Origin of the sequence: Plantibacter auratus (genome assembly GCF_050587365.1) — a bacterium.
Classification (GTDB): domain Bacteria; phylum Actinomycetota; class Actinomycetes; order Actinomycetales; family Microbacteriaceae; genus Plantibacter; species Plantibacter auratus.
In genome coordinates this window covers 264334-287700 of record NZ_JBOBFV010000005.1, presented here as the reverse complement: position 1 = coordinate 287700, position 23367 = coordinate 264334, and the positions used below count along the sequence as shown (strand labels likewise).

At 68.9% G+C, this 23367-nt stretch carries 21 protein-coding genes, 2 tRNA genes and 2 pseudogenes; 14 read left to right on the top strand and 11 right to left on the bottom strand.

Annotated elements, in window-relative coordinates; all coding sequences use genetic code 11:
* Positions 1-15: 15 nt before the first annotated feature.
* The 4 genes from ACQ3HE_RS18305 (at position 16) to treZ (ending at position 7352) form a co-directional block, all read left to right on the top strand.
* Positions 16-1077: a protein kinase domain-containing protein gene (locus tag ACQ3HE_RS18305; RefSeq protein WP_192005920.1), complete on the top strand. Its 1062-nt coding sequence runs from the start codon at positions 16-18 to the stop codon at positions 1075-1077.
* A gap of 94 nt (positions 1078-1171) precedes the next feature.
* Positions 1172-3220: a glycogen debranching protein GlgX gene (gene glgX, locus ACQ3HE_RS18300; protein ID WP_137243947.1), complete on the top strand. Its 2049-nt coding sequence runs from the start codon at positions 1172-1174 to the stop codon at positions 3218-3220.
* Positions 3217-5571, top strand: a complete 2355-nt coding sequence (gene treY / locus ACQ3HE_RS18295) for a malto-oligosyltrehalose synthase (protein WP_430893746.1) — start codon at positions 3217-3219, stop codon at positions 5569-5571. Before glgX ends, treY begins: the two co-directional genes overlap by 4 nt.
* A 5-nt stretch (positions 5572-5576) precedes the next feature.
* Positions 5577-7352, top strand: a complete 1776-nt coding sequence (gene treZ / locus ACQ3HE_RS18290; RefSeq protein WP_430893745.1) for a malto-oligosyltrehalose trehalohydrolase — start codon at positions 5577-5579, stop codon at positions 7350-7352.
* A 13-nt stretch (positions 7353-7365) separates the two neighbouring features.
* Here the strand turns inward: treZ and ACQ3HE_RS18285 are convergent, their stop codons facing one another.
* The gene (locus ACQ3HE_RS18285; RefSeq protein ID WP_430893743.1) at positions 7366-9150 is read right to left on the bottom strand and encodes a glycoside hydrolase family 13 protein; all 1785 of its coding nucleotides are present in this window, start codon (positions 9148-9150) and stop codon (positions 7366-7368) included.
* Between the two features lie 218 nt (positions 9151-9368).
* Here ACQ3HE_RS18285 and ACQ3HE_RS18280 point away from each other — a divergent pair, with 218 nt between their 5' ends.
* From ACQ3HE_RS18280 to ACQ3HE_RS18265, 4 genes are all read left to right on the top strand, one after another.
* A complete protein-coding gene (locus ACQ3HE_RS18280) occupies positions 9369-9746 on the top strand; it encodes a PGPGW domain-containing protein (protein ID WP_430893741.1) in 378 nt (125 codons plus the stop codon).
* Between the two features lie 231 nt (positions 9747-9977).
* Complete coding sequence (locus tag ACQ3HE_RS18275; protein WP_229940091.1) at positions 9978-10730, top strand: lytic transglycosylase domain-containing protein; 753 nt, start codon at positions 9978-9980, stop codon at positions 10728-10730.
* An 80-nt stretch (positions 10731-10810) separates the two neighbouring features.
* A tRNA-Thr gene (locus tag ACQ3HE_RS18270) sits at positions 10811-10882 on the top strand.
* Positions 10883-10924: 42 nt separating this feature from the next.
* Positions 10925-11001, top strand: a tRNA-Met gene (locus ACQ3HE_RS18265).
* Positions 11002-11388: 387 nt separating this feature from the next.
* On the opposite strand, the gene otsB is transcribed toward ACQ3HE_RS18265, so the two are convergent.
* The 7 genes and pseudogenes from otsB to ACQ3HE_RS18230 all read right to left on the bottom strand — a co-directional run bounded on the left by otsB (position 11389) and on the right by ACQ3HE_RS18230 (position 17638).
* The gene (gene otsB, locus ACQ3HE_RS18260) at positions 11389-12165 is read right to left on the bottom strand and encodes a trehalose-phosphatase (protein WP_430893739.1); all 777 of its coding nucleotides are present in this window, start codon (positions 12163-12165) and stop codon (positions 11389-11391) included.
* 112 nt (positions 12166-12277) lie between these two features.
* A pseudogene (locus tag ACQ3HE_RS18255) lies at positions 12278-13762 on the bottom strand (Ig-like domain-containing protein); the annotation flags it as partial.
* Positions 13763-14155: 393 nt separating this feature from the next.
* Positions 14156-15079 (bottom strand): annotated as a pseudogene (locus tag ACQ3HE_RS18250) (LamG-like jellyroll fold domain-containing protein); the annotation flags it as partial.
* Positions 15080-15350: 271 nt separating this feature from the next.
* Positions 15351-15848, bottom strand: a complete 498-nt coding sequence (locus tag ACQ3HE_RS18245) for a DUF3592 domain-containing protein (protein WP_430893737.1) — start codon at positions 15846-15848, stop codon at positions 15351-15353.
* Between the two features lie 37 nt (positions 15849-15885).
* Positions 15886-16437, bottom strand: coding sequence for a hypothetical protein (locus ACQ3HE_RS18240; RefSeq protein WP_430893735.1), 552 nt, complete (start codon positions 16435-16437; stop codon positions 15886-15888).
* Positions 16438-16519: 82 nt separating this feature from the next.
* Positions 16520-17098 carry a hypothetical protein gene (locus tag ACQ3HE_RS18235; RefSeq protein ID WP_137243917.1) on the bottom strand — a complete coding sequence of 193 codons (579 nt, stop codon included), beginning with the start codon at positions 17096-17098 and terminating at the stop codon, positions 16520-16522.
* A gap of 141 nt (positions 17099-17239) precedes the next feature.
* Complete coding sequence (locus ACQ3HE_RS18230) at positions 17240-17638, bottom strand: MerR family transcriptional regulator (RefSeq protein WP_124767369.1); 399 nt, start codon at positions 17636-17638, stop codon at positions 17240-17242.
* A 92-nt stretch (positions 17639-17730) separates the two neighbouring features.
* On the opposite strand from ACQ3HE_RS18230, the gene ACQ3HE_RS18225 reads away from it, so the two are divergent.
* Positions 17731-18432, top strand: coding sequence for an SDR family oxidoreductase (locus ACQ3HE_RS18225; RefSeq protein WP_430893733.1), 702 nt, complete (start codon positions 17731-17733; stop codon positions 18430-18432).
* Positions 18433-18533: 101 nt separating this feature from the next.
* Here ACQ3HE_RS18225 and ACQ3HE_RS18220 read toward each other — a convergent pair whose 3' ends face one another.
* The 3 genes from ACQ3HE_RS18220 to ACQ3HE_RS18210 all read right to left on the bottom strand — a co-directional run bounded on the left by ACQ3HE_RS18220 (position 18534) and on the right by ACQ3HE_RS18210 (position 20556).
* On the bottom strand, positions 18534-19223 hold the full coding sequence (locus ACQ3HE_RS18220) for a M23 family metallopeptidase (RefSeq protein WP_430893732.1): 690 nt from the start codon (positions 19221-19223) through the stop codon (positions 18534-18536).
* Between the two features lie 99 nt (positions 19224-19322).
* Positions 19323-20075 (bottom strand): M23 family metallopeptidase, encoded by a 753-nt coding sequence (locus ACQ3HE_RS18215; RefSeq protein ID WP_164486853.1) that lies wholly within the window; start codon positions 20073-20075, stop codon positions 19323-19325.
* Between the two features lie 106 nt (positions 20076-20181).
* Positions 20182-20556: a hypothetical protein gene (locus ACQ3HE_RS18210; RefSeq protein ID WP_430893730.1), complete on the bottom strand. Its 375-nt coding sequence runs from the start codon at positions 20554-20556 to the stop codon at positions 20182-20184.
* A 154-nt stretch (positions 20557-20710) separates the two neighbouring features.
* Here ACQ3HE_RS18210 and ACQ3HE_RS18205 point away from each other — a divergent pair, with 154 nt between their 5' ends.
* Genes ACQ3HE_RS18205 through ACQ3HE_RS18185 form a run of 5 tightly spaced genes read left to right on the top strand, consistent with a single transcriptional unit; the run spans position 20711 to position 23315 of the window.
* Complete coding sequence (locus ACQ3HE_RS18205) at positions 20711-21154, top strand: helix-turn-helix domain-containing protein (protein WP_085512825.1); 444 nt, start codon at positions 20711-20713, stop codon at positions 21152-21154.
* Positions 21099-21545 (top strand): ImmA/IrrE family metallo-endopeptidase, encoded by a 447-nt coding sequence (locus tag ACQ3HE_RS18200; protein ID WP_159879943.1) that lies wholly within the window; start codon positions 21099-21101, stop codon positions 21543-21545. Before ACQ3HE_RS18205 ends, ACQ3HE_RS18200 begins: the two co-directional genes overlap by 56 nt.
* Before the next feature lie 21 nt (positions 21546-21566).
* Positions 21567-21872: a DUF3253 domain-containing protein gene (locus ACQ3HE_RS18195; RefSeq protein ID WP_430893728.1), complete on the top strand. Its 306-nt coding sequence runs from the start codon at positions 21567-21569 to the stop codon at positions 21870-21872.
* 58 nt (positions 21873-21930) lie between these two features.
* Positions 21931-22521, top strand: a complete 591-nt coding sequence (locus ACQ3HE_RS18190; RefSeq protein ID WP_124767362.1) for a histidine phosphatase family protein — start codon at positions 21931-21933, stop codon at positions 22519-22521.
* A complete protein-coding gene (locus ACQ3HE_RS18185; protein WP_079706693.1) occupies positions 22518-23315 on the top strand; it encodes a sulfite exporter TauE/SafE family protein in 798 nt (265 codons plus the stop codon). Before ACQ3HE_RS18190 ends, ACQ3HE_RS18185 begins: the two co-directional genes overlap by 4 nt.
* Positions 23316-23367: the final 52 nt, after the last annotated feature.

Sequence of the window (23367 nt, the reverse complement as noted above, 5' to 3'; positions counted from 1 at the left end):
GTGAAGGGGGCGGCCGTGAGCGACTCCCTGCACCGACCGCCGGCACACGCCGGATCGATCACCGATCCAGCTGCGATGTTCACCGAGCACACCGAGACGGTCGTCACCGGCGTCAGCCTGTCGAACGGGCGTTACAGCATCGGTGAGCAGCTCGGCTCCGGCGGGTCCGCCAACGTCTACCGCGCACGCGACGAGCTGCTCTCGCGCCCCGTCGCCGTGAAGCTCTTCCGCGACGAGGCCGCGACCGCGAACGACCGGCTGCGTCAGGAGCGGGAGATCCGTCTGCTCGGGGAACTCCGCCACCCGGGCCTCGTCGAGCTCTACGACTCCGGTTCCGTCGTCCACCGCGGCGTCGAGCACCGGTTCCTCGTCATGGAGTACATCCCGGGCGCCACGCTCACCGACAAGCTGCAGGCCGGCCCGATGCTCCCGCGTGACGCAGCCGCCCTCGGTGCGCAGGTCGCCGACGCGCTGTCCTTCATCCACACGCGGTCGATCGTGCACCGCGACATCAAGCCCGACAACATGCTCTTCAGCGACATCGCCGCGTTCGGCCATGCGAACCTCGTGAAGCTGTCCGACTTCGGGATCGCGCACTTCGTGGGCGGGTCGCGCCTCACGAACACCGAGGCCATCTCCGGCACGGCGTCCTACCTCTCGCCCGAGCAGGCGCTCGGCGACACCGTCGGCACCGAGACGGACATCTACTCGCTCGGCCTCGTCCTGCTCGAGGCCGTGACCGGTCGCCGGGAGTTCGACGGCGGTCTCGTCGAGGCCGCCATCGCACGCCTGCACCGTGACCCGGTGATCCCGCCCGAGCTCCCCGCCGCCTGGCACCCGCTGCTGCGGTCGATGACCGCCCGCAAGCCGGAGGACCGACCCGCCGCCCACGAGGTCGCGGCCAGCCTGCGCGAGATCTGGTCGGAGTCGCGCGTGCGCCGGGTCCGCCGGGTGCGTGCGCGCCTCGGTCTCGTCGTCGACCAGGGCGTCGACCCCCGGATCGCATTGCTCCTCGCCGCCGCGACGGCCGCCGCGGGGCTCGCCATCGGCGTCGCGGTCGGCATCTTCGCGTTCTGATCGGCCCATTACCACGTTTCGTCCGGAACCGGGGAAGTCATCCGGCCGGTGTACCGTCTCAACAACGATCGATCCCTTCGAGTGAAAGGGCGCCATGACGCTCTCGACCCCCTATCCGCTCGGCGTCACCCTTCGGGGCGATGGTGCGAACGTCGCCATCTACTCGGAGACCGCCGACGCCGTCACCGTGTGCATCTTCCCCGAGGGCGGGGAGGAGCAGCAGACGCGCCTCGAACAGCGCACCGGACACGTGTTCCACGGGCTGGTCGAGGGCCTCGTCCCCGGGACGCGGTACGGCATCCGCGTCGACGGCCCCTGGGATCCGGCGAACGGTCTCCGTCACAACCCGGCCAAGGTGCTGCTCGATCCGCACGCGACGGCGGTCACGGGGCGATACGACCTCGGCCAGGCGCAGTTCAGCCACCGTCTCGACGCGCCGGAGTCGATGGACGACACCGACTCCGCGGGCCACGTCGCGCTCGGCGTGGTCACCGACCCGTCCTCGTTCGACTGGGACGCCGACGGACAGGACGTCGCCCCGCGCATCCCGCTCGCCGAGACGATCGTGTACGAGGTTCACGTGAAAGGCTTCACCAAGCAGCTCGCCGAGGTGCCCGAGGAGATCCGCGGCACCTACGCCGGCCTCGCCCACCCGGCAGCCATCCGCTACCTCACCGACCTCGGCGTGACCGCGGTCGAACTCCTCCCGGTGCACCAGTTCGTGCAGGACAGCCACCTCGAGGAGAAGGGGCTCCGCAACTACTGGGGCTACAACTCCATCGGCTTCTTCGCCCCGCACGGCGAGTACGCGGCCGCCGGCGACACCGGTGGGCAGGTCGACGAGTTCAAGGCCATGGTCAAGGCGATGCACGCCGCCGGCCTCGAGGTCATCCTCGACGTCGTCTACAACCACACGGCCGAGGGCAACCACATGGGCCCGACCCTGTCGTTCAAGGGCATCGACAACGCGGCCTACTACCGTCTCGTCGACGAGGACCGCGAGCACTACTTCGATACCACGGGCACGGGCAACAGCGTCAACGTCGGCCACCCCGCGGCGCTCGGCCTCATCATGGACTCCCTGCGCTACTGGGTGACCGAGATGCACGTCGACGGCTTCCGCTTCGACCTCGCGACGACGCTGACCCGCCAGGACGGTTCCGCCGAGATCCACAGTGCGTTCCTCTCGCTCATCGAGCAGGACCCGGTGCTCGCCCCGATCAAGATGATCGCCGAGCCGTGGGACACCGCCGGCTACCAGGTCGGTGGCTTCCCCGCGAGCTGGTCCGAGTGGAACGGGAAGTTCCGCGACGACGTGCGCGACTTCTGGAACGGCGCCGACAGCGTGCTCGGCACCATGTCGCAGCGCGTCCTCGGTAGCCCCGACGTCTACGAGGCGTCCCGACGCTCGCCGCTGTCCAGCGTCAACTTCGTCACCGCGCACGACGGCTTCACCCTCGCCGACCTCACGGCGTACTCGACGAAGCACAACGCGGCGAACGGCGAGGACAACAACGACGGCGAGAGCGACAACCGCTCCAGCAACAACGGTGCGGAGGGTCCGACGGACGACCCCGCCGTGAACGCGCGCCGCGACCGTCAGCGTCGCAACTTCCTCGCGACGGTCCTGCTGTCGGCCGGTGTCCCGATGATCCTCGGCGGCGACGAGATCGCCCGCACCCAGGGCGGCAACAACAACGCCTACTGCCAGGACAACGAGGTGTCGTGGTTCGACTGGGAGCACGCCGACCACGACCTCCTCGGCTTCACGAAGCGTCTGATCGCCCTGCGCCTCGCCGAGCCGGCCCTGCGACCCGACTGGTTCCGCCAGGGTCCGGGCTCCAAAGCAGACGACCGGGTCTTCATCACCCGGTCCGACGACGAGCCCTTCGCCGACGAGGACTGGGACAACCCGGACGCCCGCTCGATCACATTCGTGTTCCGTCACGCCGGATCGGCGTCGTTCGCCCTGCTGCTCAACGCGGCCGAGAACGGCGTGGAGTTCAGCCTGCCGAAGGCTCCCGGCCTGCCATGGGCGCTCGTCGAATCGAGTGACCCGGAGCAGATGCTCGCCGAGGGGTCGACGACGGTGATCGTGCAGGGGACCTCCTTCACCCTCCTGCGATCGGGGGTCGCATCATGACCACCGTGTCCGGCGGCGGGCCACAGCGTTCCACCGTGCCCGTCTCGACCTACCGTCTCCAGCTGACCGCGGACTTCCGACTCCAGGACGCCGCGGCGCTCGTCGACTACCTCCAGGCCCTCGGTGCCGACTGGGTCTACCTGTCGCCGCTCCTCCGCGCGGAACCCGGATCCACCCACGGCTACGACGTCGTCGACCACACCGAGGTCGACCCGGAGCGCGGCGGTGCCGACGGGCTCACGGCGCTCGCCGAAGCAGCCCACGCGGCCGGCCTCGGCGTCCTCATCGACACCGTCCCGAACCACATGGGCGTAGCGACACCGGTGGAGAACGCCTGGTGGTGGGACCTGCTCCAGCACGGTCGGGACGCAGAGCACGCGGCCGCGTTCGACGTCGACTGGGAGGCCGGCGACGGTCGGATCCGGGTGCCGATCCTGGGCGACGACGAGGACGGACGTAGTGCGCTCGACGACCTCAGCATCGAGGACGGCGAACTGCGCTACTTCGACCACCGACTGCCCATCGCTCCCGGGACGGCGGACGACGACGCGAGCGCCCGCGAGGTACACGACCGCCAGCACTACGAGCTGGTGAACTGGCGCCGCGCCGACAGCGAGCTGAACTACCGACGGTTCTTCGCCGTCAACACGCTCGCAGCGATCCGGGTCGAGGACCCGGCGGTCTTCGACGGCTCGCACGTCGAGATCGGTCGTTGGTTCGACGACGGCCTCGCCGACGGGATCCGCGTGGACCACCCAGACGGGCTCCTCGACCCCGGTGCCTACCTCGACCGACTGTCCGAGCGCATCGGTGGAGCACCCATCTGGGTGGAGAAGATCCTCGAGGGCGAAGAGGACCTGCCGGCCGAGTGGGCCACGCTCGGCACCACCGGCTACGACGCCCTGGGCGACGTCGACCGGGTGCTCGTCGACCCGACCGGGCTGCCGACGCTCGGCCAGCTCGCCGGCGTCGAACTGACGCGTGAAGCGTGGGACGACCTCGTGCACACCACGAAGCGCGGCATCGCCGACGGGATCCTCGGTTCCGAGGTGCGACGTCTCGCGAGACTCGTGCCCGAGGTCCCGGACGCCGTGGACGCCCTCGCCGAGATCCTGACCGCGTTCCCCGTCTACCGCTCCTACCTGCCGCTCGGCGACGAATACCTGGACGCCGCACTCGACGAGGCGGAGACCCGTCGGCCGGAGCTCGCAGACGCCTTCGCCGCCTTGGCTCCGCGCCTGCGCAACTCGACCGATCCGCTCGCCGCGCGGTTCCAGCAGACCTCGGGCATGGTGATGGCGAAGGGCGTCGAGGACACCGCGTTCTACCGCTACACGGCGCTCACCTCGCTGACCGAGGTCGGTGGCGACCCCGCCGAGACCGACATCAGCGTCGCCGAGTTCCACCACCGCCAGGCACGGCGGCAGGCGGAGTGGCCGTCCTCGATGACGACGCTCAGCACGCACGACACGAAGCGCAGCGAAGACGTCCGCGCCCGTATCGACGCCCTGAGTGAGGTCGCGGACCGGTGGGCGGAGCACGCCGTCGCCCTCCACACCTCGAACGGCTTCCCCGACCGGCAGCTCGAGCAGCTGGTCTGGCAGGCGGCCGTCGGTGCGTGGCCGATCGAGCGCGAGCGACTGCACGCCTACGTCGAGAAGGCCGCCCGTGAGGCAGGCGACTCGACCACGTGGACCGCACCGGACGAGACGTTCGAGGCCGCCCTGCATGCAGCGGTCGACGGACTGTACGACAGCCGTCGTGCGAACGCCGCGCTGCTCGACGCCGTCGCGGACGTCGAGGCGGCCGGATGGACGAACAGTCTGGTCGCCAAGGCGATCCAGCTCACGATGCCGGGCGTGCCGGACGTGTACCAGGGCAGCGAGCTCTGGGACCGATCGCTCGTGGACCCCGACAACCGTCGCCCGGTCGACTACGCCGAGCGTCGCGCGGTGCTGGCCCGTCTCGACGATGGCTGGCTGCCGCCGGTCGACGCGGACGGAGCGGCGAAGCTCCTCGTGACCAGTCGGCTCCTCCGTCTGCGACGAAAGCACCCGTCGCGGTTCGCCGAGTACACCCCCATCGGGGCGGACGGACCGGCCGCCGACCACGTCGTCGCGTTCTCACGTGGTGGCGTGACCACGGTCGCGACCCGGCTCTCGCTCCGGCTCGCGGAGCATGGCGGTTGGAAGTCGACCACGGTCACCCTGCCGGAGGGCCGGCTCGTCGACGTGCTGACCGGCCGTGAGCTGCAGGGTGGCGAGGTCCGTCTCGCGGCGCTGCTGGAGCAGTATCCCGTCGCCGTCCTGACGCGGCCCGACGATGCGGCCGAGGCCGCGAGCGAGGAGTGAGCACGATGACGACCAGCACCACGAGTCCGGCTGACGGGTTCCGTGTCTGGGCACCCGAGGCCCAGCGCGTCGACCTCGTCCTGGACGGTGAGCAGCACCCGATGGACCGCGACGTCGCCGAAGGATGGTGGATCGCGCTCGACGGTGCCGAGCCCCGCGCGGCGGTCGTCGACAGCGACTACCGCTACCTCGTCGACGGTGAGGGTCCGTTCGCAGATCCACGCTCGCGTCGGCAGCCGGAGGGCGTCCACGGCCCGTCGCGCGTCGTCGCATCCGACCCCGTGCCGTGCGACGGGACCGGCTGGCGGGGTCGCTCCCTCATCGGTGCCGTGCTCTACGAACTCCACATCGGCACCTTCACCGAGGCGGCCACCTTCGACGGGGCGATCGAACGCCTCGACGACCTGGTCGAGCTGGGCGTCGACGCCGTCGAGGTCCTGCCGGTCAACGCGTTCAACGGCGTCTGGAACTGGGGCTACGACGGCGTCTTCTGGTCGGCTGTCCACGAGGCCTACGGCGGACCGGACGGCTACCGTCGCTTCGTCGCCGCGTGCCATGAGCGCGGGCTCGCCGTCATCCAGGACGTCGTGTACAACCACCTCGGCCCCTCCGGCAACGTCCTGCCGCGCTTCGGCCCCTACCTCGCGGACGGCGCCGGCAACACCTGGGGCGACAGCCTCAACCTCGACGGGCCGGACTCCGACGAGGTGCGTCGGTACATCATCGACAGCGCGCTGCTGTGGTTCGAGGAGTACGGGGTGGACGGCCTGCGCCTCGACGCGGTCCACGCCCTGCACGACACCCGTGCGATCCACCTCCTCGAAGAACTCGACGCCGCGGTGGATGCGCTCAGCGCCGACCTCGACCGATCGTTCACGCTCATCGCCGAGTCGGATCTGAACGACCCGAAGCTCATCACGCCCCGGGGGCCCGGCGGTGCTGGCGGGTACGGTCTCGACGCGCAGTGGAGCGACGACTTCCACCACGCACTGCACGTGGCGCTCACCGGCGAGGTGTCCGGCTATTACGCCGACTTCGCGCCGCTCGGTGCGCTCGGCAAGGTCATGGAGGAGGGGTTCTTCCACAACGGCACCTGGTCGAGCTTCCGCAAGCGCCACCACGGCCGCCGCATCGACCTCGAACGGACGCCGAGCTGGCGGCTTGTCGTCTCCGACCAGAACCACGACCAGATCGGGAACCGCGCGACGGGCGACCGGCTGGCCGCGACCCTCGACGACGGGCAGCTCGCCATCGCCGCCGCCGTCACGCTGCTCGGACCGTTCACCCCGATGCTGTTCATGGGGGAGGAGTGGGCCGCCTCGACGCCCTGGCAGTTCTTCACCTCGCACCCGGAGCCCGAGCTCGGTGAGGCGACGGCGAAGGGCCGGATCGCCGAGTTCGCCCGGATGGGTTGGAACGAGGCCGACGTGCCGGATCCCCAGGATCCCGAGACCTACCGTCGGTCGGTGCTCGACTGGTCGGAGCGGTCCCGTGGGCGGCACGCGACGCTGCTGACCTGGTACCGACGGGTGATCGAGCTGCGGCGGACGGTCCCGGCGTTCACCGATCCGGCGTTCGCCGACACGACCGCGATCGTCGACGAGGCGACCGGCTCGTTCGTCCTGCGTCGTGGCTCTGCGATGCTCGCGGTGAACTTCGGGACGGAACCGGTGGAGCTCACCCAGCGGGTCGGTGAGCTGCTCGACAGCTTCGGCGAGGTCGTCACGACGGAGGGGTCACTGCGGCTCGGAGCGCACTCCGTCGCCATCCTGCACCACTGACCCGGGCCAGGTCTCAGCCGACGGGCAGGGTCGACGGCGTCGTGAACCAGACCGTCGTGTCGCCGTGGATGGTCCTGCCGTCGAAGGGTCCGCTCGCGACGAGCACGGCCGAGTCCGCGAGCGACGAGGGCACGGCGATGTCGTCGGCACCGGTGTTCGCGACGACCGTGACCGCACCGTTGGTCAGCGCGAGGATGGTGTCGGGAGCCCCTTCGATCCAGGCGATCGAGCCGAGTCCCAGCGTGTGCTCGCGGCGCAGACGGAGCAGCGTGCGGTACAGCTCCAGCGTCGAACCGGGGATGCCGGCCTGTGCGTCGCGCGAGTAGTCGTTCCAGTCGTCGGGCTGCGGCAGCCAGGACGCACCGGTCGTGTTGAAGCCGTACGCGGGGTGGCCGGCCTCCCACGGGATCGGCACGCGGCAACCGTCGCGGCCGTACCGTTCGTGGTTCGTGCGGAACCACGTCGGGTCCTGTCGGGCGTCATCCGGCAGGTCGATGACCTCGGGGAGCCCGAGCTCCTCACCCTGGTAGAGGTACGCCCCACCGGGCAGGCTCAGCATGAGGGCGGTCGCCGCCCTGGCCCGCTGCAACCCGAGGGCCCGGTCCGGCTGGCCGGGGGTGTTCGGACCGACGCCGTAGCCCTGGGGGTTCTCCTCCGTGAGCGCTAGGCGGGACGCGTGCCGGACGACGTCGTGGTTCGAGAGCACCCAGGTGCTCGGTGCGCCGACCTGGGCGAACGCGCGCAGCGACTCCGAGACGATGGTCTTGAGCGCGGCTGCGTTCCACGGTGTCTCGAGGTACGGGAAGTTGAACGCCTGCTGCATCTCGTCGGGGCGCACCCACAGGGCCATTTTGTCGAGCGGGTCGACCCAGGCCTCGGCGCACAGCACACGGTCCCCGTCGTACGTCGCGAGCAGCTCGTGCCAGTCGCGGTAGATCTCGTGGACGCCGTCCTGACCCCAGTAGGGCGCGGTCTCCGGCCACGAGGCGGGCCCGGTGCTGATGCCGGGTTCGAGTGCGACGCCCGCCGAGGCGCCACCCATGCTGCCGCCCTCGGCCGGTGGGGTGTAGTCGGGCAGGCCGTCGGCCTTGATCATGCCGTGCGCCACGTCGACGCGGAACCCGTCGACGCCGCGGTCGAGCCAGAACCGGAGGATGTCGCGGAACTGCTCGCGGACCCACGGGTTCGTCCAGTCGAAGTCGGGCTGCGAGGAGTCGAAGATGTGCAGGTACCACTGGCCAGGCGTGCCGTCGGCCTCGGTGACGCGCGTCCATGCCGGACCGCCGAAGACGGACTCCCAGTTGTTGGGGGCGATCTCGCCGTGCTCGCCCTTGCCGTCGCGGAACATGTATCGGGCGCGCTCCGCCGAGCCGGGCCCGGCCGCGAGGGCCTCCTGGAACCAACGGTGGGCGCTCGAGGAGTGGTTGGGGACGAGGTCGACGATGACGCGGATGCCGGCAGCGTGCGCGGCAGCGGTCATCGCGTCGAAGTCGGCGAGCGTGCCGAAGATGGGGTCGACGTCGCAATAATCGGCGACGTCGTAGCCGGCGTCCTTCTGCGGGCTCGTCATGAAGGGGGACAGCCAGATGGCGTCGACGCCGAGCTCCTGCAGGGCGCCGAGGCGGGAGGTGATCCCGGGCAGGTCGCCGAGGCCGTCGCCGTTCGCGTCCGCGAACGATCGCGGGTAGATCTGGTAGATGACGGCGGAGCGCCACCACTCCGAACCGGGGGTGGAGCCTCCTGCGGGGGAGGCGTGCTGAGCTGCGGTCGCCGACGTGGTCGGGAGGGCGGAGTCCATGTCGCTACCCTAGGCCATCCACGGGGCCCGTCGCCGCTCGTGGACTGGCCAGCGCGGTGCGCTGACACGAGTGCGATGCATGGCGGCGAGCGCGGCGCTCCAGAGGGGTGCGGTCGCGCTGGCACCCCGCGCTCACGTCGGTTCGGTCACACGGGAGCCACGTCGATTCGGACCGGATTCCCGGCCACCGACCCGCCCGCCCTGCTTAGAGTGGGGACATGACCACGGAATCGGACGGCTCGGCCCGCAGCACGGCGAAGCGCGTCGCCTCGCAGGCGGCAGGCATCGCCGGATCAGCGGCCCGGACGACGCGTGGCATTATCCGTCGGAATCCGACCGCGAACCGGGTCTACCGGGCGGGCGTCGGTGTCGTCGGCGGTGGCACCGTGGCCCTCGGCGTGGCCCTGATCCCGCTTCCCGGACCGGGAGCATTGATCGCCGTCGGCGGGCTCGCCGTCCTCGCCTCGGAGTTCGAGGGTGCGAAGCAGGCCAGCACGAAGGCGAACGCCGCAGCCAAGAAGGGCGTCGCCGTCGCGAAGGACCTTCGGGCGAAGCGTCAGGCCAAGCAGGCTGCGAAGGCTGCCCAGGAGCACTGAACCTGCGGCGCACGGCGCCGACCGACGCGCGGGTACGGTGGACTGGTGGGGACATCGGCGAAGGGGAGTGGTGCGCGTCGGCCCCCACAACGCAAGACCGCTGCGCCCGGACGACGCACGACCAGCGCCACCCGCTCGACGCGGAAGCCGCGGTCCCGACCGTCCGGCGCGCGCAACGGCTCCCGGCGCCCCGTCGCACCGACACGCCGGAACCGGCGGGCGGGGATCCGCGTGGGATGGCTCGTCGCCGGCGGGGCGGTCGCGATCGTCGGTCTCGCCGTCATCGTGGCAGCGGTCGTCTGGGGACCGGAGCTCATCAGTCGGGCGGAAGCACGGGACTCGACCCTCGGAACCGCGCCACATGCTGCCGTCGAGGGACCGGGCATCCCCGCCGCGGGCTCGGCTGGAACAGCGCCGGCGGCCGTCACCGACCGGGTGGACCGTGCCTGGGCGACGGCCACGGCGCTCCGCCTCGGCATCCCCGAGCGGGCGATGGTCGCCTACGCCGGTGCGGCGCTCGCCGTCGCGGAGACGCAGCCGGGCTGCGGGATCGCCTGGAACACGCTGGCCGCGCTCGGCAGCGTCGAGTCCGGCCACGGCACGATCTTCGGCGGTGCCCTCGACGACGCCGGGCGGGCCGTTCCACCCATCGTCGGCCCGGCGCTCACCGGCACCGAGTTCGATGCCGTCACCGACACGGACCGCGGCGCCTTCGACGGTGACGCCAGATGGGATCGTGCGGTCGGGCCGATGCAGTTCATCCCGTCGACCTGGCAGCGGTGGGGCGCGGACGGGAACGGCGACGGCGTCGCGGACCCGCAGCAGATCGACGACGCGGCGCTCGCCGCAGCGCACTACCTGTGCCACGGTGGCCGTGACCTCCGCATCGAGGCCGATTGGATCGCGGCGATCGGGTCGTACAACGGGGCCGCGTCGTACCTGCAGAAGGTCGTCCACGCCGCGGACACCTTCGCCGCGAACTGATCCCGATCCGGTGTACGAAGCACCCCTCGCGGGATGCTAGTCTCTACTGGTGCCATTTCCGCGTGAGCGGTTTGGTTCGCGCTCCGATAGCTCAGTGGTAGAGCACTTCCTTGGTAAGGAAGAGGTCGCGGGTTCAAGTCCCGCTCGGGGCTCGTTCTCTCCGTCACTGCTCTCGCCGGCATACGGAGAGACGTGGCAGGGTAGCTCAGTTGGTGAGAGCGCACGACTCATAATCGTGAGGTCGAGAGTTCGAATCTCTCTCCTGCTACCAGATCAGCTGTTCAAGAGAGAAGCACCGGAGATTTCTTCGGTGCTTCTCTGTTTTGCCGCAGCGTTCGCTGAATCGCGCACGACTGCGAGTAGCGCTTGAAGCCGGTCAGCGACGCCCCGTGCACATCGTTGGCTCGATCGAGGCGACTGAATGCCCGCCGACACGATTCGATTCCCCTCGCCATTGGCTGAACGACCTCGCCCATTTTCAGAGATGTGAGAGCCCAGGACGACGCTCCACAAGGTCGGAGTCACATCGTCGTCGGCGTGAGAAGACTCAACCGCCCGAGGTTGCGAACGTCGTGACCGGCGAGCCGTTGGCTTCGCAGGCGTCTCCGCCCACGCGGCGAGGATGTCATCGAGGCTACTGGTTCTCAGAGCGATACGGTCATCCCAGAGCGTCGTCGAGTTGCTGGAGCCACTGCTGGAACTCGCCGGGACCTGCGAAGTGGACTCCGTCCACCGAAGCGACCTCCACCGCAGCATCGGGGCCGTCGACGACGAGTGCATACCCGCCGCTGGCCAGCGCCACCCTGAACGCAGGCAGGTCCCCACGGTCATCACCGGCGTATGCGACGACACCCAAACCATCAGCCCGGATGATCCTGTGCAGCGCCGTCCCTTTGTCCTCATCCAAGGGCATCCGCAGCTCTTCGACGCACTTGCCGGGTTCCCGCCTGAGCCCGAATTCGTCGATGACGCGCTCGACGAGCGGCGCCACCAATCGCTCGGCCGCCGCGCGGTCGAGTGCACGGCGCCAGTGGACTGCGACGGCGAGGGACTTCTCTTCGACGTCGACACCGTCGATGCTGTCGAGTTCTCGGTGGAGTTCACGCGTCGCTGACTGGACAGCAGTCGTCCACTCCTGGGCTTCGGGCACGACGTCGATGACGCCGTCGGTGAGACGTTCGAGACCGTACGAGCCGTAGAGGTCGACACCGGGGATCGTGGCGCGGTCGGCGAGGAAACCCACCGGGCGCCCAGAGAGGAGCGCGACCGTGGAGAGCTTCCCAGCCAGCCGCTCGAGCGTCTGCGCTGTGCCAGGCAGCAACTCGCTGAGGGCCGGCTCGTCCGTGATCGGGGAGAGGACCCCGTCGAAATCCATCACGAGTCCTGCATCGGAACCAGCGGTGATGGCTTGAATCACTTCGTCATCGGAGCTCATCAACCAAGCCTAGCCAGGCCTCGTGCCCGTCGACGGTCGAGCAGACGGGCACGGTCCGCGGGGCGGCTCAGCGGTGGTCCCTTCCTCCTCCAGTGCGACGCCGAGATCGCCCTTAGATCTCCCCACGTCTCGTGCGGCGCCGGGTGAGCAGCCCGCCGACGAGGAGGGCGATGGTCGCGGCCGTCGCCAGGAGCGCGACGGCCTCCGTGTCGACCCCCGTGGACGCCAGGCCGTCCCTCGGGCCAGGGCCGCTGACGGCGTCACCACCCGACGACGAACCCGGTTCCGCCGCTGGCGGGGTGGACGGCTCGGGTCCACCCGGCAGCGCGCCCCCCGCCCGCACGGTGACGGTGACGTCGACCGGCGTGCGGGCATCGTCTGCCGCCGTTCCCGACACGGTGAACCTGCCGGGCGCTCCATACTGATCGGCCTGCACGGCCGCCCAGTCCACAGGGACGGTCTCGATCGAACGGTCCACCTTCGTCAGCACGGCGGACGGCAGGCTCGGAGCCGTTCCCACCGCGGTGACGACGTCGGGTACCGAGACGTCCTGGACGGCGACAGCCGGCGCGTAGGCGGTCAACAGACGTTCGTACTCGGCACGGGTCACGGGGATGACCGTGCCGTGCCTCGGTTTTCCGCCGTCCGCGTTCTGAGGAAGGTTCTCCCGGAGCTTGGCCCCCAACGGCTCCCAGGAGTCGCCGTCGTCGAGGGAGTCGGTCCCGAACGGGATGTAGTGGTTCGGGCCACCGTGGTAGTCGGGCTGGTCGATGAACAGATACCAGTCGAGCCCGTTCACGTCGCCGGGATTCGCGGGGAAGACACTCGGGCCCTCGCCGTTCAGGTAGACACCGCCCGGCTCGCCGTTCGGCAATCCGGAGGCGACCTGGTCCTTGACGAGACTCCACTGGTCGGCAGGTCCTCCCGCACCGGGCAGGGTCCCCGTCTCGGTGGCGAGGAGATCCGTCGACCGCTCCTCGCGGATGGTCAGCGTCCCCTCGTCCTTCGTGAACCGGTAGTAGTAGTCGCCCGACTTCGTGACCGAGGAGTCGATCGTGCCGAGACCGGGCCCACGCGAGACGTCGATCCACGGCTCGGGATCGGAGAAGGTGATGAAGTCGTCGGTCGTCGCGTACATCATCCGGTTGTAGGTCACGTTCGTCCGCTGGCTCTCGTCCGTGGTGTCGTACAGGTTCGAGGCCCAGAACACGACGAAGGTGTCCAGCTTGTCGTCCCAGTAGGCTTCGGGCGCCCAGGTGTTCCCGGCGAAGTCCGAGGAGACCTTCACATGCCGTTGCTCGGACCAGGTGACCAGGTCGTTCGACTCCCAGACCTCGATGTACCGCGACCCACTGATCTGGGCCGTGGCGAAGCCGCCGGGAAGACCGTCGATCTTCAGGTCGGTGGCGATCATGAAGAACCGGTCGCCATCGGGGGAGCGGAGGATGAACGGGTCGCGCAGACCGGTCGTGCCCTGGGTCGACGTGAAGATCGGCTTGCCCCCGTTCAGCGTGTTCCAGCTCAACGCGTCGTTGCCCTTGGATGCAGCGAGGCTGACCTGCTCGGCACCACTGCCCTCCCCGGTGAAGAACGCCCACACATAGGCTTCGGGATCCGGCTGGTCCGCCGGCAGCGGCTGGACGGACACGGTGATGTCCCGCGTCAGTTCGGATCCGGCGATGCGCGCGGTGGCGCGGAGCGTCACGGTCACGGCACTCCCGGTGGCGGGGCGTACGACGTCGATGGTCTTCGACGATTCGTCGACTCCCGCGCGGACCGTCGCCGCCTTGGTGCCGCCGATGACGGACCAGGTGAAGGACGATCCGTTCGGGCCCTTGCCTGGGACGGAGAAGTTGGACCGGATGTCATCCGAATTGGTGATCCGGATGCCCTCCAGGTCGAGGGCGAGCTTCTCAGCGTCGGAGCGGTCGGCGGCGACCCGGACGGGGAATGCCAACGTCTCCTGTCGGTCTCCGGCGGTCACCGTGGCAGTGAGGGTCACCGTGGCGTCCTGCTCGCCATTCGTCGGCCGGACCACCCGCGCGAGCCCGTCCTCCACGACGATGGCGGCGTCATCCGAGGTCCAGCTCAGACGCGTGCCATAGGAGGTCGAGGGGAGTGCGAAGTCGCTCGTCGCCTCCGTCGGTACGCGCAGCCCGGACGACGCCTTCTCGATCGACTGCTCGATGAACGCGTCCTGGACCTCCGTCGCCGTCATCGCGACATCGCTCAGGACGACCTCGTCGATGGAGCCCTTCCACCCGGCGTCCGCGTAGGTGGAGCGGCCGAGGTAGGCGACGAGGTCCGGACCGAAGGACGCCAGGTCGCGCGTGATGGCGGTCTGCGCGATCCGCTCACCGTTCACGTAGCTCGTCAACGTTCCGGCCGGGCCGTCGATCACGGTCGTGTAGAGCGCCATCCCGGTCGGGGTCCGGAGTCCGCTGGTAGGCGCGTTGGTCGAACCGGCGCCCACCTCGGTCGTCCAGGGTGCTCCGGGGTTCACCGAATCCGTGATGACGGACTTGACGTACCCGTTCGGATTCGCCGGATTGAGCAACCAGTAGCCCGCTGAGAACTGGCCATCGCCGACCGGGGTGCCGATGAAGGCTGCAGCGGTGTTCCCAGCTGGTGACTGCGACTCGAGCCAGATGCTCGAGGTCAACGTCTGCACCCCGGCCAGATCGTCGGTCGGGATGTCGAGATAGGGCGCCGAGTCGGCCGAGCCGCCGGGCAGGGTGAGCAGGCCGTCGGCGACCGTGCCGCCCACGTTCCTGAGCGTCCCGTCGTTGCCGTTACCGCTCACATCCGGCACCACACCGTTCGCGGCCGTGTCGAATCGATAGTGCAGCAGCGCACTCGAGTCGGCGGCTGCCGTCGCCGGCGTGGCGCCCAGAGCGGAGATGACTCCTACCATGATCATCGCGCCCCAGGCAGCGGTCCGCTTGGGTGAGGCCACCAGCGGGGTTGTCCAGTTACGGGACAGGTGCCGGGGTCGCATGGTCGATAGGCGTTGTGGACTCACCTGGAAACTCCATCGTCTCGGGATCAGGGTCACGGATTGTGATCGCTCACATCGTGATGTCGACCCTGGCGCATGCAGACCTGGTCCGTCAAGAGCGAGGAGCTGTGCGAGTCGACCCGGTGACGAGATGCTCGGACGGGCGGCGACCTCGGTCGCCGCACGGTTACGGCTTCGAGATCTCCTCGGGGTCGGGCCCGCGGCCTGCTCGAAGCAAGACCCCGACGAGCATCGCGGTGCCGATCAGGAGACTCACGCCGGTCAGCACGACACCGATCCCGACGACCGGGGTCCCCGGTCCGTCATAGCCCTCGAGCACCGCCGTGCCGGGGTCGTCCGCGCGGTAGATCACCGTGACGACGTCGCCGACGGCGGGTTTGCCGTCGAGGGGCCAGTCCGCCCAGACCCGCTGTGGCGAACCGTCGGGTGCCAGATAGTCGGTCCTGAACCGGTGGTGAGATGCCTTCCGGCCGTCGTCGACCTCGGTGACCGTCCCACTCGTCCGCTCCCCGTTCTGCAACAGGTCGCTGTCGGCAGCCATCATGAAGGAGCCGACGACCACGGCCACCGGACCGGCCAACAGCATCAGGACGATCGCCGCCGTCTGGAATACCCTGCTGTGCAGGAAGCCCCGTGTGTCGCCCGCCGCGCGCTTGCTCGCCATCACCAGTGCGCCACCGTCCCGATTCGAAGCTCCTGCATCAGTGGTTCCCGGTGAGGGAAAGACTCAGCATGATGATGGCGGGCACGATCAGGCCGACCGCGACGCCACCGGCCGCCGCCCAGAGCCCGATGCTGACATGGGGGCTCATGCGAGGACGCAGACCGAGTTCTTCGCCGATCTCCTTGATCCGCGCGCGTTCGTTCTCGGGGCTGAACGCGATCTCGAACCCGCCGGGAGAGGTCCCGAGCATGATGACCCTGCCGTACCGGACACGGCCGGACTGCCAGGAGAACGACCAGGAGAGGCGCGGCACGAAGCCGGAGACACCAGCCGACCAGCTCATCCGCTTGACCGTGTCGGTGATGCTGAACCGCCGTCGTCGCTCATCGACCCGCACGGTGTAGGTGATGCTGTCGGACACCTCGTTCAGCTGGAGGACGTTCCACCAGCGGGCGTCCGCCAGGTCGTATCCGACCTGGAACCCGTCGGGGAGGCTGGTGACGGTGAATGGGGTGTTCTGCAGCTCGGCCTCGACGGCCCACTGATAGTCCTGTAGCACGCCCGTCGGCGCAACGTCGGTTCCACTCACGGACTCAGTATGGCAACGCGGCGAGGGTGCGCGACGATCGTCGGATGGGCAGTGCTCCCCATCGCACACTGACCTCGAACTGCTATCGCTCCCAGATGCGACGGTAGCCGGGCATGAAGGCGATCATCGCCGCGAGCAGGGTGCCGAGGTTGAGCAGTGGCAGAGCTGGACCGATGGTCCAGGGCGAGTCGGCGTAGACCCCCATCAGCATGACCATCCAGGCGCCGATGTTGCCGAGGATGAGCACGATGATGAAGGTCACCGCGGTCGCTCCCGCTCGCGACGAGACCCGCTTGCCCGCGAGGGTCGGCGCCGTGCAGATCGTGCCGACGATCACGACGATGAGTATCAGGAACGCACTCGCGAACAGGATCGAGGCAGCCTCCGGGTCGCCGTCGTCGTCGCGATCGGCGAATCCCGCGAGGAAGAAGAACAGGTTGAAGGACTCAGGGTCCTCATCCGTCTTCGTCTGGCTCGCGTAGGGGACGAACAGCGAGAGGATGAGGGCGATCTCGAGCAGCAGCATCGGGACCGAGATCAGGATCGACTCGATGCCCGCCACGCGCTCCTCGAGCCGGGTGCGCGCCGCCTGGGCGGCGACCGACTCGGTGGCGGTCGCTGGTCCTTGCTTCGCTGACCCCTGCTTCGCTGATTCACTCATCGCTTACCCCCCGGATCGGGAGTCGGGCTCAGGCGTGCCCGACTCGGCTGCCGCGAAGGCGAGCGACCGGTAGCCCTCGACCTCCGACGTGGTCATGGTAGCCGCGATGGGCCGACCCTGCCGGAGCCGTGCCGGGTGGCGTCAGGCGGCGTCCAGCTCGGCCGGAAGCTCCTCCCGCAGGGCGGGGCAGTGCTCCGGCGTCGGGTGGAGGGTGATGTCGATGACCGCTTCCAAGCGGGCGCGTGCTGCTTCGAGGTCGGCCATCTGGGCGGTGATGCGGTCGCGTTCGGTCCGGAGCAGCGCGAGGGACTCCGGCGTCGCGACTCCCGCATCGACGCAGGGGAGCAGCTGGACGATGGTGCGGCTCGGCAGGCCGGCCGCGAAGAGCTGCTGCACGAGCTCGACGCGTTCCACCGCCGCTCGTTCATAGGTCCGCTGGCCACTCGTCGTGCGGGTGGCGGTGAGCAGCCCCTGCTCCTCGTAGTAGCGGAGCGAGCGGACGCTCACCCCGGTCCGAGCCGCGAGATCTCCGATGCGCATCGATCTTCCATTCCTGGCTTGCACCTGACATTGATGTGAGGTCTTAGCCTAACCAGGCTGCTGCGGGATCGACCCGCACGCGGAAGGGAATCATGGACATCGCAGGATCCGTCGCACTCGTCACCGGCTCGAACCGGGGCATCGGACGCCGGTTCGTCGTGCAGCTGCTCGAGCGCGGCGCCTCGAAGGTATACGCGACCGCGCGGCGCCCGGAACTCGTCGACATCCCGGGCGTGGAGGTGCTGCAGCTCGACATCACCGATGAGGCGTCCGTCGCTGCGGCGGCCGAGATCGCGAGCGACGTCACGTTGCTCGTCAACAACGCCGGCATCGCCACGCAGGGCTCGATGTTGACCGACGACCTCGCGAACGCTCGGCGCGAGATGGACACGCACTACTGGGGCAACCTCGCCATGGTGCGTGCGTTCGCGCCGGTGATCGAGGGGAACGGTGGAGGGGCGATCGTCAACGTGCTCTCCGCCCTGAGCTGGTTCGCGCACCCCGGTTCAGGCGGATACGCCGCGGCGAAGGCGGCGGAGTGGAACATGACGAACGCGGTCCGTCTGGAACTCGCCCCGAAGGGCGTCACGGTGCAGGGGCTCCACCTCGGGGCCGCCGACACCGACATCATGGCCGGCTACGAGGGCCCGATGGTCGACCCCGCGGACGTCGCACGGGCGAGCCTCGACGGCGTCGCAGCCGGCGCTTCCGAGGTCGTCGTCGACGAGTGGAGCGCCATCGTCAAGGCCTCGCTCGCCCACGGACCTGACGCGTTCTACGCGCAGTTCGCCTGAGCATCGAACCTGGGCACTGTGTACCGGGCGTGCACCGTGCAGAATGGAGGAAGCCCCCGAGCAGTTACGGTCTGCTCGGGGGCTTCCTCGTGCCGGTGCGGCTATCGCGCGGCCGCGACGAGGTCGGCGATGCGCTGGCCTCGGGCGTTCGCCTCGGCGACGAGGGTCGAGACCTGGTCCTGGGTCAGCCCGCTGACCTGACCGTAGACCTTCGTGTTGGCGGCGATGGAGAATCCCTGCCCGCCGCTGGCGGACGTGTACATCGTGCCGAACGTCTCGGTGACGAGCGCGATGGTGCCACCTGGCACGCTGATGATCTTGGGCATGTCTGACTCCTTGAGAGGGTGAACCGGGTCCTCGCCGTTCAGGCGAGCGTTGATGAAGAGATATGGATCGGTGGTGACGCCGATGTCTGCGTTGTTCCACGTGCCGTCCGCGGTGAAGGTGATGGTGAGGTGGAGATGGGGTCCTCGGGCTGCGGACCCGGTGCTCCCGACGACGCCGACGGGTTCACCGCGGACGATCGCCGCACCGACCTGATGGGGTGAGGCCGCCGCCAGATGCGAGTAGCCCGAGTACATGCCGTCGGGATGTGCGATGACGACGATCTGCCCGAGGGTCGCGTTCCACCGGTTGGCGGAGACGACCCCGGCTGCGACAGCGGGGATCGCGGCTCCAGTGCCGGGTTGGTAGTCCAAACCGCGGTGCGGTTGGGTCCGCCCGCCGGCCATCGATCCCCAGCCGTCGGCGAGGTCGATCTGGGCGAACGGGTGTTGATATCTGAGAACCATGTGGTTCCTCCGATGCTGAGGGGGCATCCCCCGAGCAATTACGGTCTGCTCGGAGGATGCCCGGTGTGGGAGTGATTCCCTTGCGAGAACCCGGAAGGGTTACAGCGGGCGGTTGGGCAGGTAGATCTGCCAGCCCTCGTACTTGGCGTCGGTCGTGCCAGCGGGGATGCGTCGTTCCTGCTGGTCGAGCGTGTAACGGCCGACCCGCTGGATGATCGGGTCGAAGCTCGCCGGCGCGAGGTCGTTGAGCTTCAGCCCCTGGTTGGTGTAGGCGGCGAACTGGCCGCCGTTCAGCGGGTACAGCGGAGCGAGTGGGTGCTCCTGCCAGTAGACCGCCGCGTTGTCCTGTCGCTTGATGAGGGTTCCTGCTGCCATGTCGTCTTCTTCTTTCTGTGGTGGGGTGGTGTTGGGGTCGTCGCCGTTGAGGCGAGCGTTGATGAATGCGTACGGGTCGACAGTGACGTTGATGTCACCGTTGTTCCAGGTTCCGTCCGCGGTGTAGGTGATGGTGAGGTGCAGATGCGCGGCCCGAGACGCCGTGCCGGTGTTCCCGACGTAGCCGACGTGCTGGCCCCGCGTGATCCCCGTCCCCGGCGCATGCGGCGATCGATCACGCATGTGCGAGTATCCCGAGTACATGCCATCCGGATGGGCGATCACGAGGACGTTGCCGAGCGCGGAGTTCCAGTCGTTGTACGACACCGTCCCGGTTGCCACTGCGGGAATCGATGCGCCGGCCCCCGGTTGGTAGTCGACGCCTCGATGGGCCTGTGTACGCCCATCCGCCCAAGAGCCCCAGCCGTCTGTCGCCTGATCCGTCTGTGTGAACGGTTGCTGGTACTTCAAGACCATGAGCCCTCCTTTCTGTTGATGGAGGAAGTGTCCTCCGACATTCGAACGTGTGTTCGATAGAGACTCTATGATCATTTCGTCGTCTTGTCTAGTTCATCTTGTCGATTCATCCTGAAATTGTTTCTCCAGTGGCAGATTCGGCGTCGGAATCGAGACGAGCATGGCGGGGTGTGGATCCTGCTCTCAGTCTCGTCAGGAACCCGTTCACGCCGGGGATCGCCATGATCCGGGCCAGTGCTGCGGCGATCGCGGCCGTCGTGGCCACGGCCGCCGCCGCCCAGGCGTAGACGTCGTCCGGGAGGAGTTCCCGGATCGCCTCCAGGAGCTGTGGCGCGATGATGCTCGCGGTCGTGATGCAGGCCACCGAGCTCAAGATCACCGCCGCGGTCGTCTGGATCACGGTGCGGATGATCCGCTGCGCCGGGAACGGGACGGGCGGTGGTGTCGGCGGTGGTTCCGGTGATGTCCGGTGTTCGGTCATGGTGCCTCCTCAGGCGTCGCGGGTGGTGGTGGGTGACCTGGATGGTTTCCAGAAGTTGTCTCATCTGGCATCATTCAGGTCGGAGGTGACACTATAGAGCGCATGAGGCAGGTTTTCTGCCGTTCGCGACAGGGTTTCTGGCTACGATCGGAACGTGAACGCAGCAGAGGCGATGGTCAATCAGGCGTTGGCGGACGAACTCGTCGCCGCCTACAAGCGGCGACGCATGAATCAGCGCGCCCTGGCTGAGGCGACGGGGATGAGTCCGACGACACTGCAGCGGGTCCTTGCCGGTCGCAGCGAGATCAGTGGCCCGACCTTCGTCACGCTCTGCGCGGCGACCGGCGCCGATCCGGTGCGCCTCCTGGCCGACGCCCTCCAAGCCGTCGGGGGGATGAGTCGGATCGAGGCCGAACTGCAGGCGAGCGACGACGAGCGAGTGGCCCCCGTGTCGGACACCACTGCTACGAATGACGAGCTGGATCGCAGACGCCGGCAGAGGGAAGCTGCGTCGTGGACGACGGAGCAGTTGGAGGGGGAACGTGGGGCGGCAATCACCGATGGAGAACTGGAGCAACCCGAGCCGGAAGCCCCGTGAGCGTGGGCGCGCCTACGACCCGTATGCGCACGCGGAGGAGCTCGGTCTCGCGGTGATCTTCCGGCCCCTGCGGGTGTCCCATGAGCGCTGGCTGCCGTCCGCGCACACGATCGTCATCCAGGAGTCGCTCCGGTCCGTCCACCGCCGGAACGCCCTCGCCCACGGCATCGCGCACTGCGTGCTCGGCCACGAGGACGACCGACCGAAACACGAGGTGCAGGCCGACCGCTTCGCCGCGTCGAACCTCATCGACCTCGACGAGTTCCGGGCCATCGCGCGGTGGGCACCGGACCTCGAGCATCTCGTCGCCGAACTCGGCGTCACGAAGCGCCTTGCCCGGGCGTTCGTCGCGCAGCATGCGGATCTGTCCCGGCACGCCGATCTCGCGTAGCGGCGCGCGCATACTGGGACCATGACCGACGAAGCCGAACCGGACCCGCAGCCTGCGGGAGCCGTAGACGACGGCCTCCTGGAGTCGACGATGCTCGACCTGCTGGGCAAGCGCGCCGCCACCTCGTCCATCTGTCCGTCGGACGTGGCACGAGCCGTCGGCGGCGACGACTGGCGAGCGCTGATGGACGACACCCGCCGGGTCGCCTGGCGCTTGGTCGACGAGGGCCGGGTGCGGATCACGCAGGGCGACGAGGCGGTGGACCGCGCGACGGTCCGTGGACCCATCCGGATCCGATGGGCGAAGAACGCCGTCGACGAGCAGTGAGCCCCGTGTCGCGGTGAAGGCCGGAAGACCTCGGTCCGACGCCGGTTAGGCTTGAGACATGACCATCGCCCTCATCCGTCACGGACAGACCGCCTGGAACTTCGAACGACGGCTGCAGGGCACGACGGACATCCCCCTGAACGACACCGGGCGGGAGCAGGCGGCCACGGTCGCCCCTCGGCTCACCGGCACCTGGGACGTCGTCGTCAGCTCCCCACTGGGGCGCGCACGCGAGACCGCGCAGATCATCGCCGACGCGCTCGGACTGGAGCTCGGCCCGTCCTATCCCGACGTCATCGAGCGGCACTACGGCGACGCCGAGGGCGCGACGGCGCAGATGGTCCTCGAGAACTGGCCCGACCACCAGTACCCGAACCTCGAGTCCGAGGAGTCGGTGATCGAACGCGGCGTCCGCGGCATCGACGCCATCGCCCGTGACTTCCCCGGCCAGAACGTGCTCGTGGTCAGCCACGGAACGCTCATCCGTCTCACGCTCAGCCACCTCTCGGGTACGACGGTCCCTCCGCTGGAGAACTGCTCCGTGTCGGTCATCGAGGCGACCGACACCGGTTGGTCACTCCTGGACGCCGGTACCGCTCGCACGACGCCCTCGCTCGAGACGGCGCTGTCCGGCTCCAGCGCGCAGTGAGCGGGAGCGACTCGACCGGCCGTCCGGTCCGCTCCCCGTCGGGCATCGCCTGGCTGATCGGCATCGGACTGACCGCCGGATTCCTCTCCGGCTTGTTCGGCGTCGGCGGCGGTATCCTCATCGTCCCCGCCGTCGTCTTCCTGCTCGGCTTCGGCCAGCGGCTCGCCGCGGGGACCTCACTCGCGGCGATCGTCCCGACCTCGCTCGTCGGCGTCCTCTCCTACGCGGTGAACGGGACCGTCGACTGGGTGGCGGCGATCCTCCTGGCGATCGGTGCGATCGGCGGGGCACAACTCGGCAGCTACCTCCTCTCCAAGCTCCCCAAGAAGGCGCTCCAGTGGGGCTTCATCGGCTTCCTGCTCGTCGTGGTGGTCTCGCTGTTCCTGATCGTCCCGTCCCGCACAGCCGAGATCGATCTGCACGTCGGATCGATCATCGGCCTCATCGTGCTCGGCTTCCTGACCGGCGTCCTGTCGGGACTGCTCGGCATCGGCGGCGGGGTCGTCGTGGTGCCGATGCTCATCCTGCTGTTCGGCGCGAGCGATCTCATCGCCAAGGGCACCTCGCTGCTCATGATGGTGCCGACCGCGATCTCCGGCACCATCGGCAACGTCCGGCGAGGCAACGTCGACCTGACGGCCGCAGCGATCATCGGTGTCGCCGCCTGCACGACGACCGCACTCGGCGCCATCGTCGCCTCGGTGGTGCCCCCGTTCGTCGGCAACCTGCTCTTCGCTGCCTTCCTCGTGGCCATCGCGATCCGGATGGTGTTCCAGGCGATCAAGCGCTCCTGACAGCCCGCTGCCGGTCCGTCCGTGCCCGGTCGGCGAGCCAGGGCAGCGGGTA

What these genes read in the sequence shown, in the direction of transcription:
- treZ (WP_430893745.1), top strand. Translation starts at nt 5,577, where the DNA reads ATGACGACCAGCACCACGAGTCCGGCTGACGGGTTCCGTGTCTGGGCA.
- ACQ3HE_RS18215 (WP_164486853.1), bottom strand. Translation starts at nt 20,075, where the DNA reads ATGGTCTTGAAGTACCAGCAACCGTTCACACAGACGGATCAGGCGACA.
- ACQ3HE_RS18210 (WP_430893730.1), bottom strand. Translation starts at nt 20,556, where the DNA reads ATGACCGAACACCGGACATCACCGGAACCACCGCCGACACCACCGCCC.
- ACQ3HE_RS18190 (WP_124767362.1), top strand. Translation starts at nt 21,931, where the DNA reads ATGACCATCGCCCTCATCCGTCACGGACAGACCGCCTGGAACTTCGAA.
- ACQ3HE_RS18235 (WP_137243917.1), bottom strand. Translation starts at nt 17,098, where the DNA reads ATGAGTGAATCAGCGAAGCAGGGGTCAGCGAAGCAAGGACCAGCGACC.
- ACQ3HE_RS18220 (WP_430893732.1), bottom strand. Translation starts at nt 19,223, where the DNA reads ATGGTTCTCAGATATCAACACCCGTTCGCCCAGATCGACCTCGCCGAC.
- ACQ3HE_RS18195 (WP_430893728.1), top strand. Translation starts at nt 21,567, where the DNA reads ATGACCGACGAAGCCGAACCGGACCCGCAGCCTGCGGGAGCCGTAGAC.
- ACQ3HE_RS18230 (WP_124767369.1), bottom strand. Translation starts at nt 17,638, where the DNA reads ATGCGCATCGGAGATCTCGCGGCTCGGACCGGGGTGAGCGTCCGCTCG.
- ACQ3HE_RS18285 (WP_430893743.1), bottom strand. Translation starts at nt 9,150, where the DNA reads ATGGACTCCGCCCTCCCGACCACGTCGGCGACCGCAGCTCAGCACGCC.
- otsB (WP_430893739.1), bottom strand. Translation starts at nt 12,165, where the DNA reads ATGAGCTCCGATGACGAAGTGATTCAAGCCATCACCGCTGGTTCCGAT.
- ACQ3HE_RS18280 (WP_430893741.1), top strand. Translation starts at nt 9,369, where the DNA reads ATGACCACGGAATCGGACGGCTCGGCCCGCAGCACGGCGAAGCGCGTC.
- treY (WP_430893746.1), top strand. Translation starts at nt 3,217, where the DNA reads ATGACCACCGTGTCCGGCGGCGGGCCACAGCGTTCCACCGTGCCCGTC.
- ACQ3HE_RS18225 (WP_430893733.1), top strand. Translation starts at nt 17,731, where the DNA reads ATGGACATCGCAGGATCCGTCGCACTCGTCACCGGCTCGAACCGGGGC.
- ACQ3HE_RS18245 (WP_430893737.1), bottom strand. Translation starts at nt 15,848, where the DNA reads ATGGCGAGCAAGCGCGCGGCGGGCGACACACGGGGCTTCCTGCACAGC.
- glgX (WP_137243947.1), top strand. Translation starts at nt 1,172, where the DNA reads ATGACGCTCTCGACCCCCTATCCGCTCGGCGTCACCCTTCGGGGCGAT.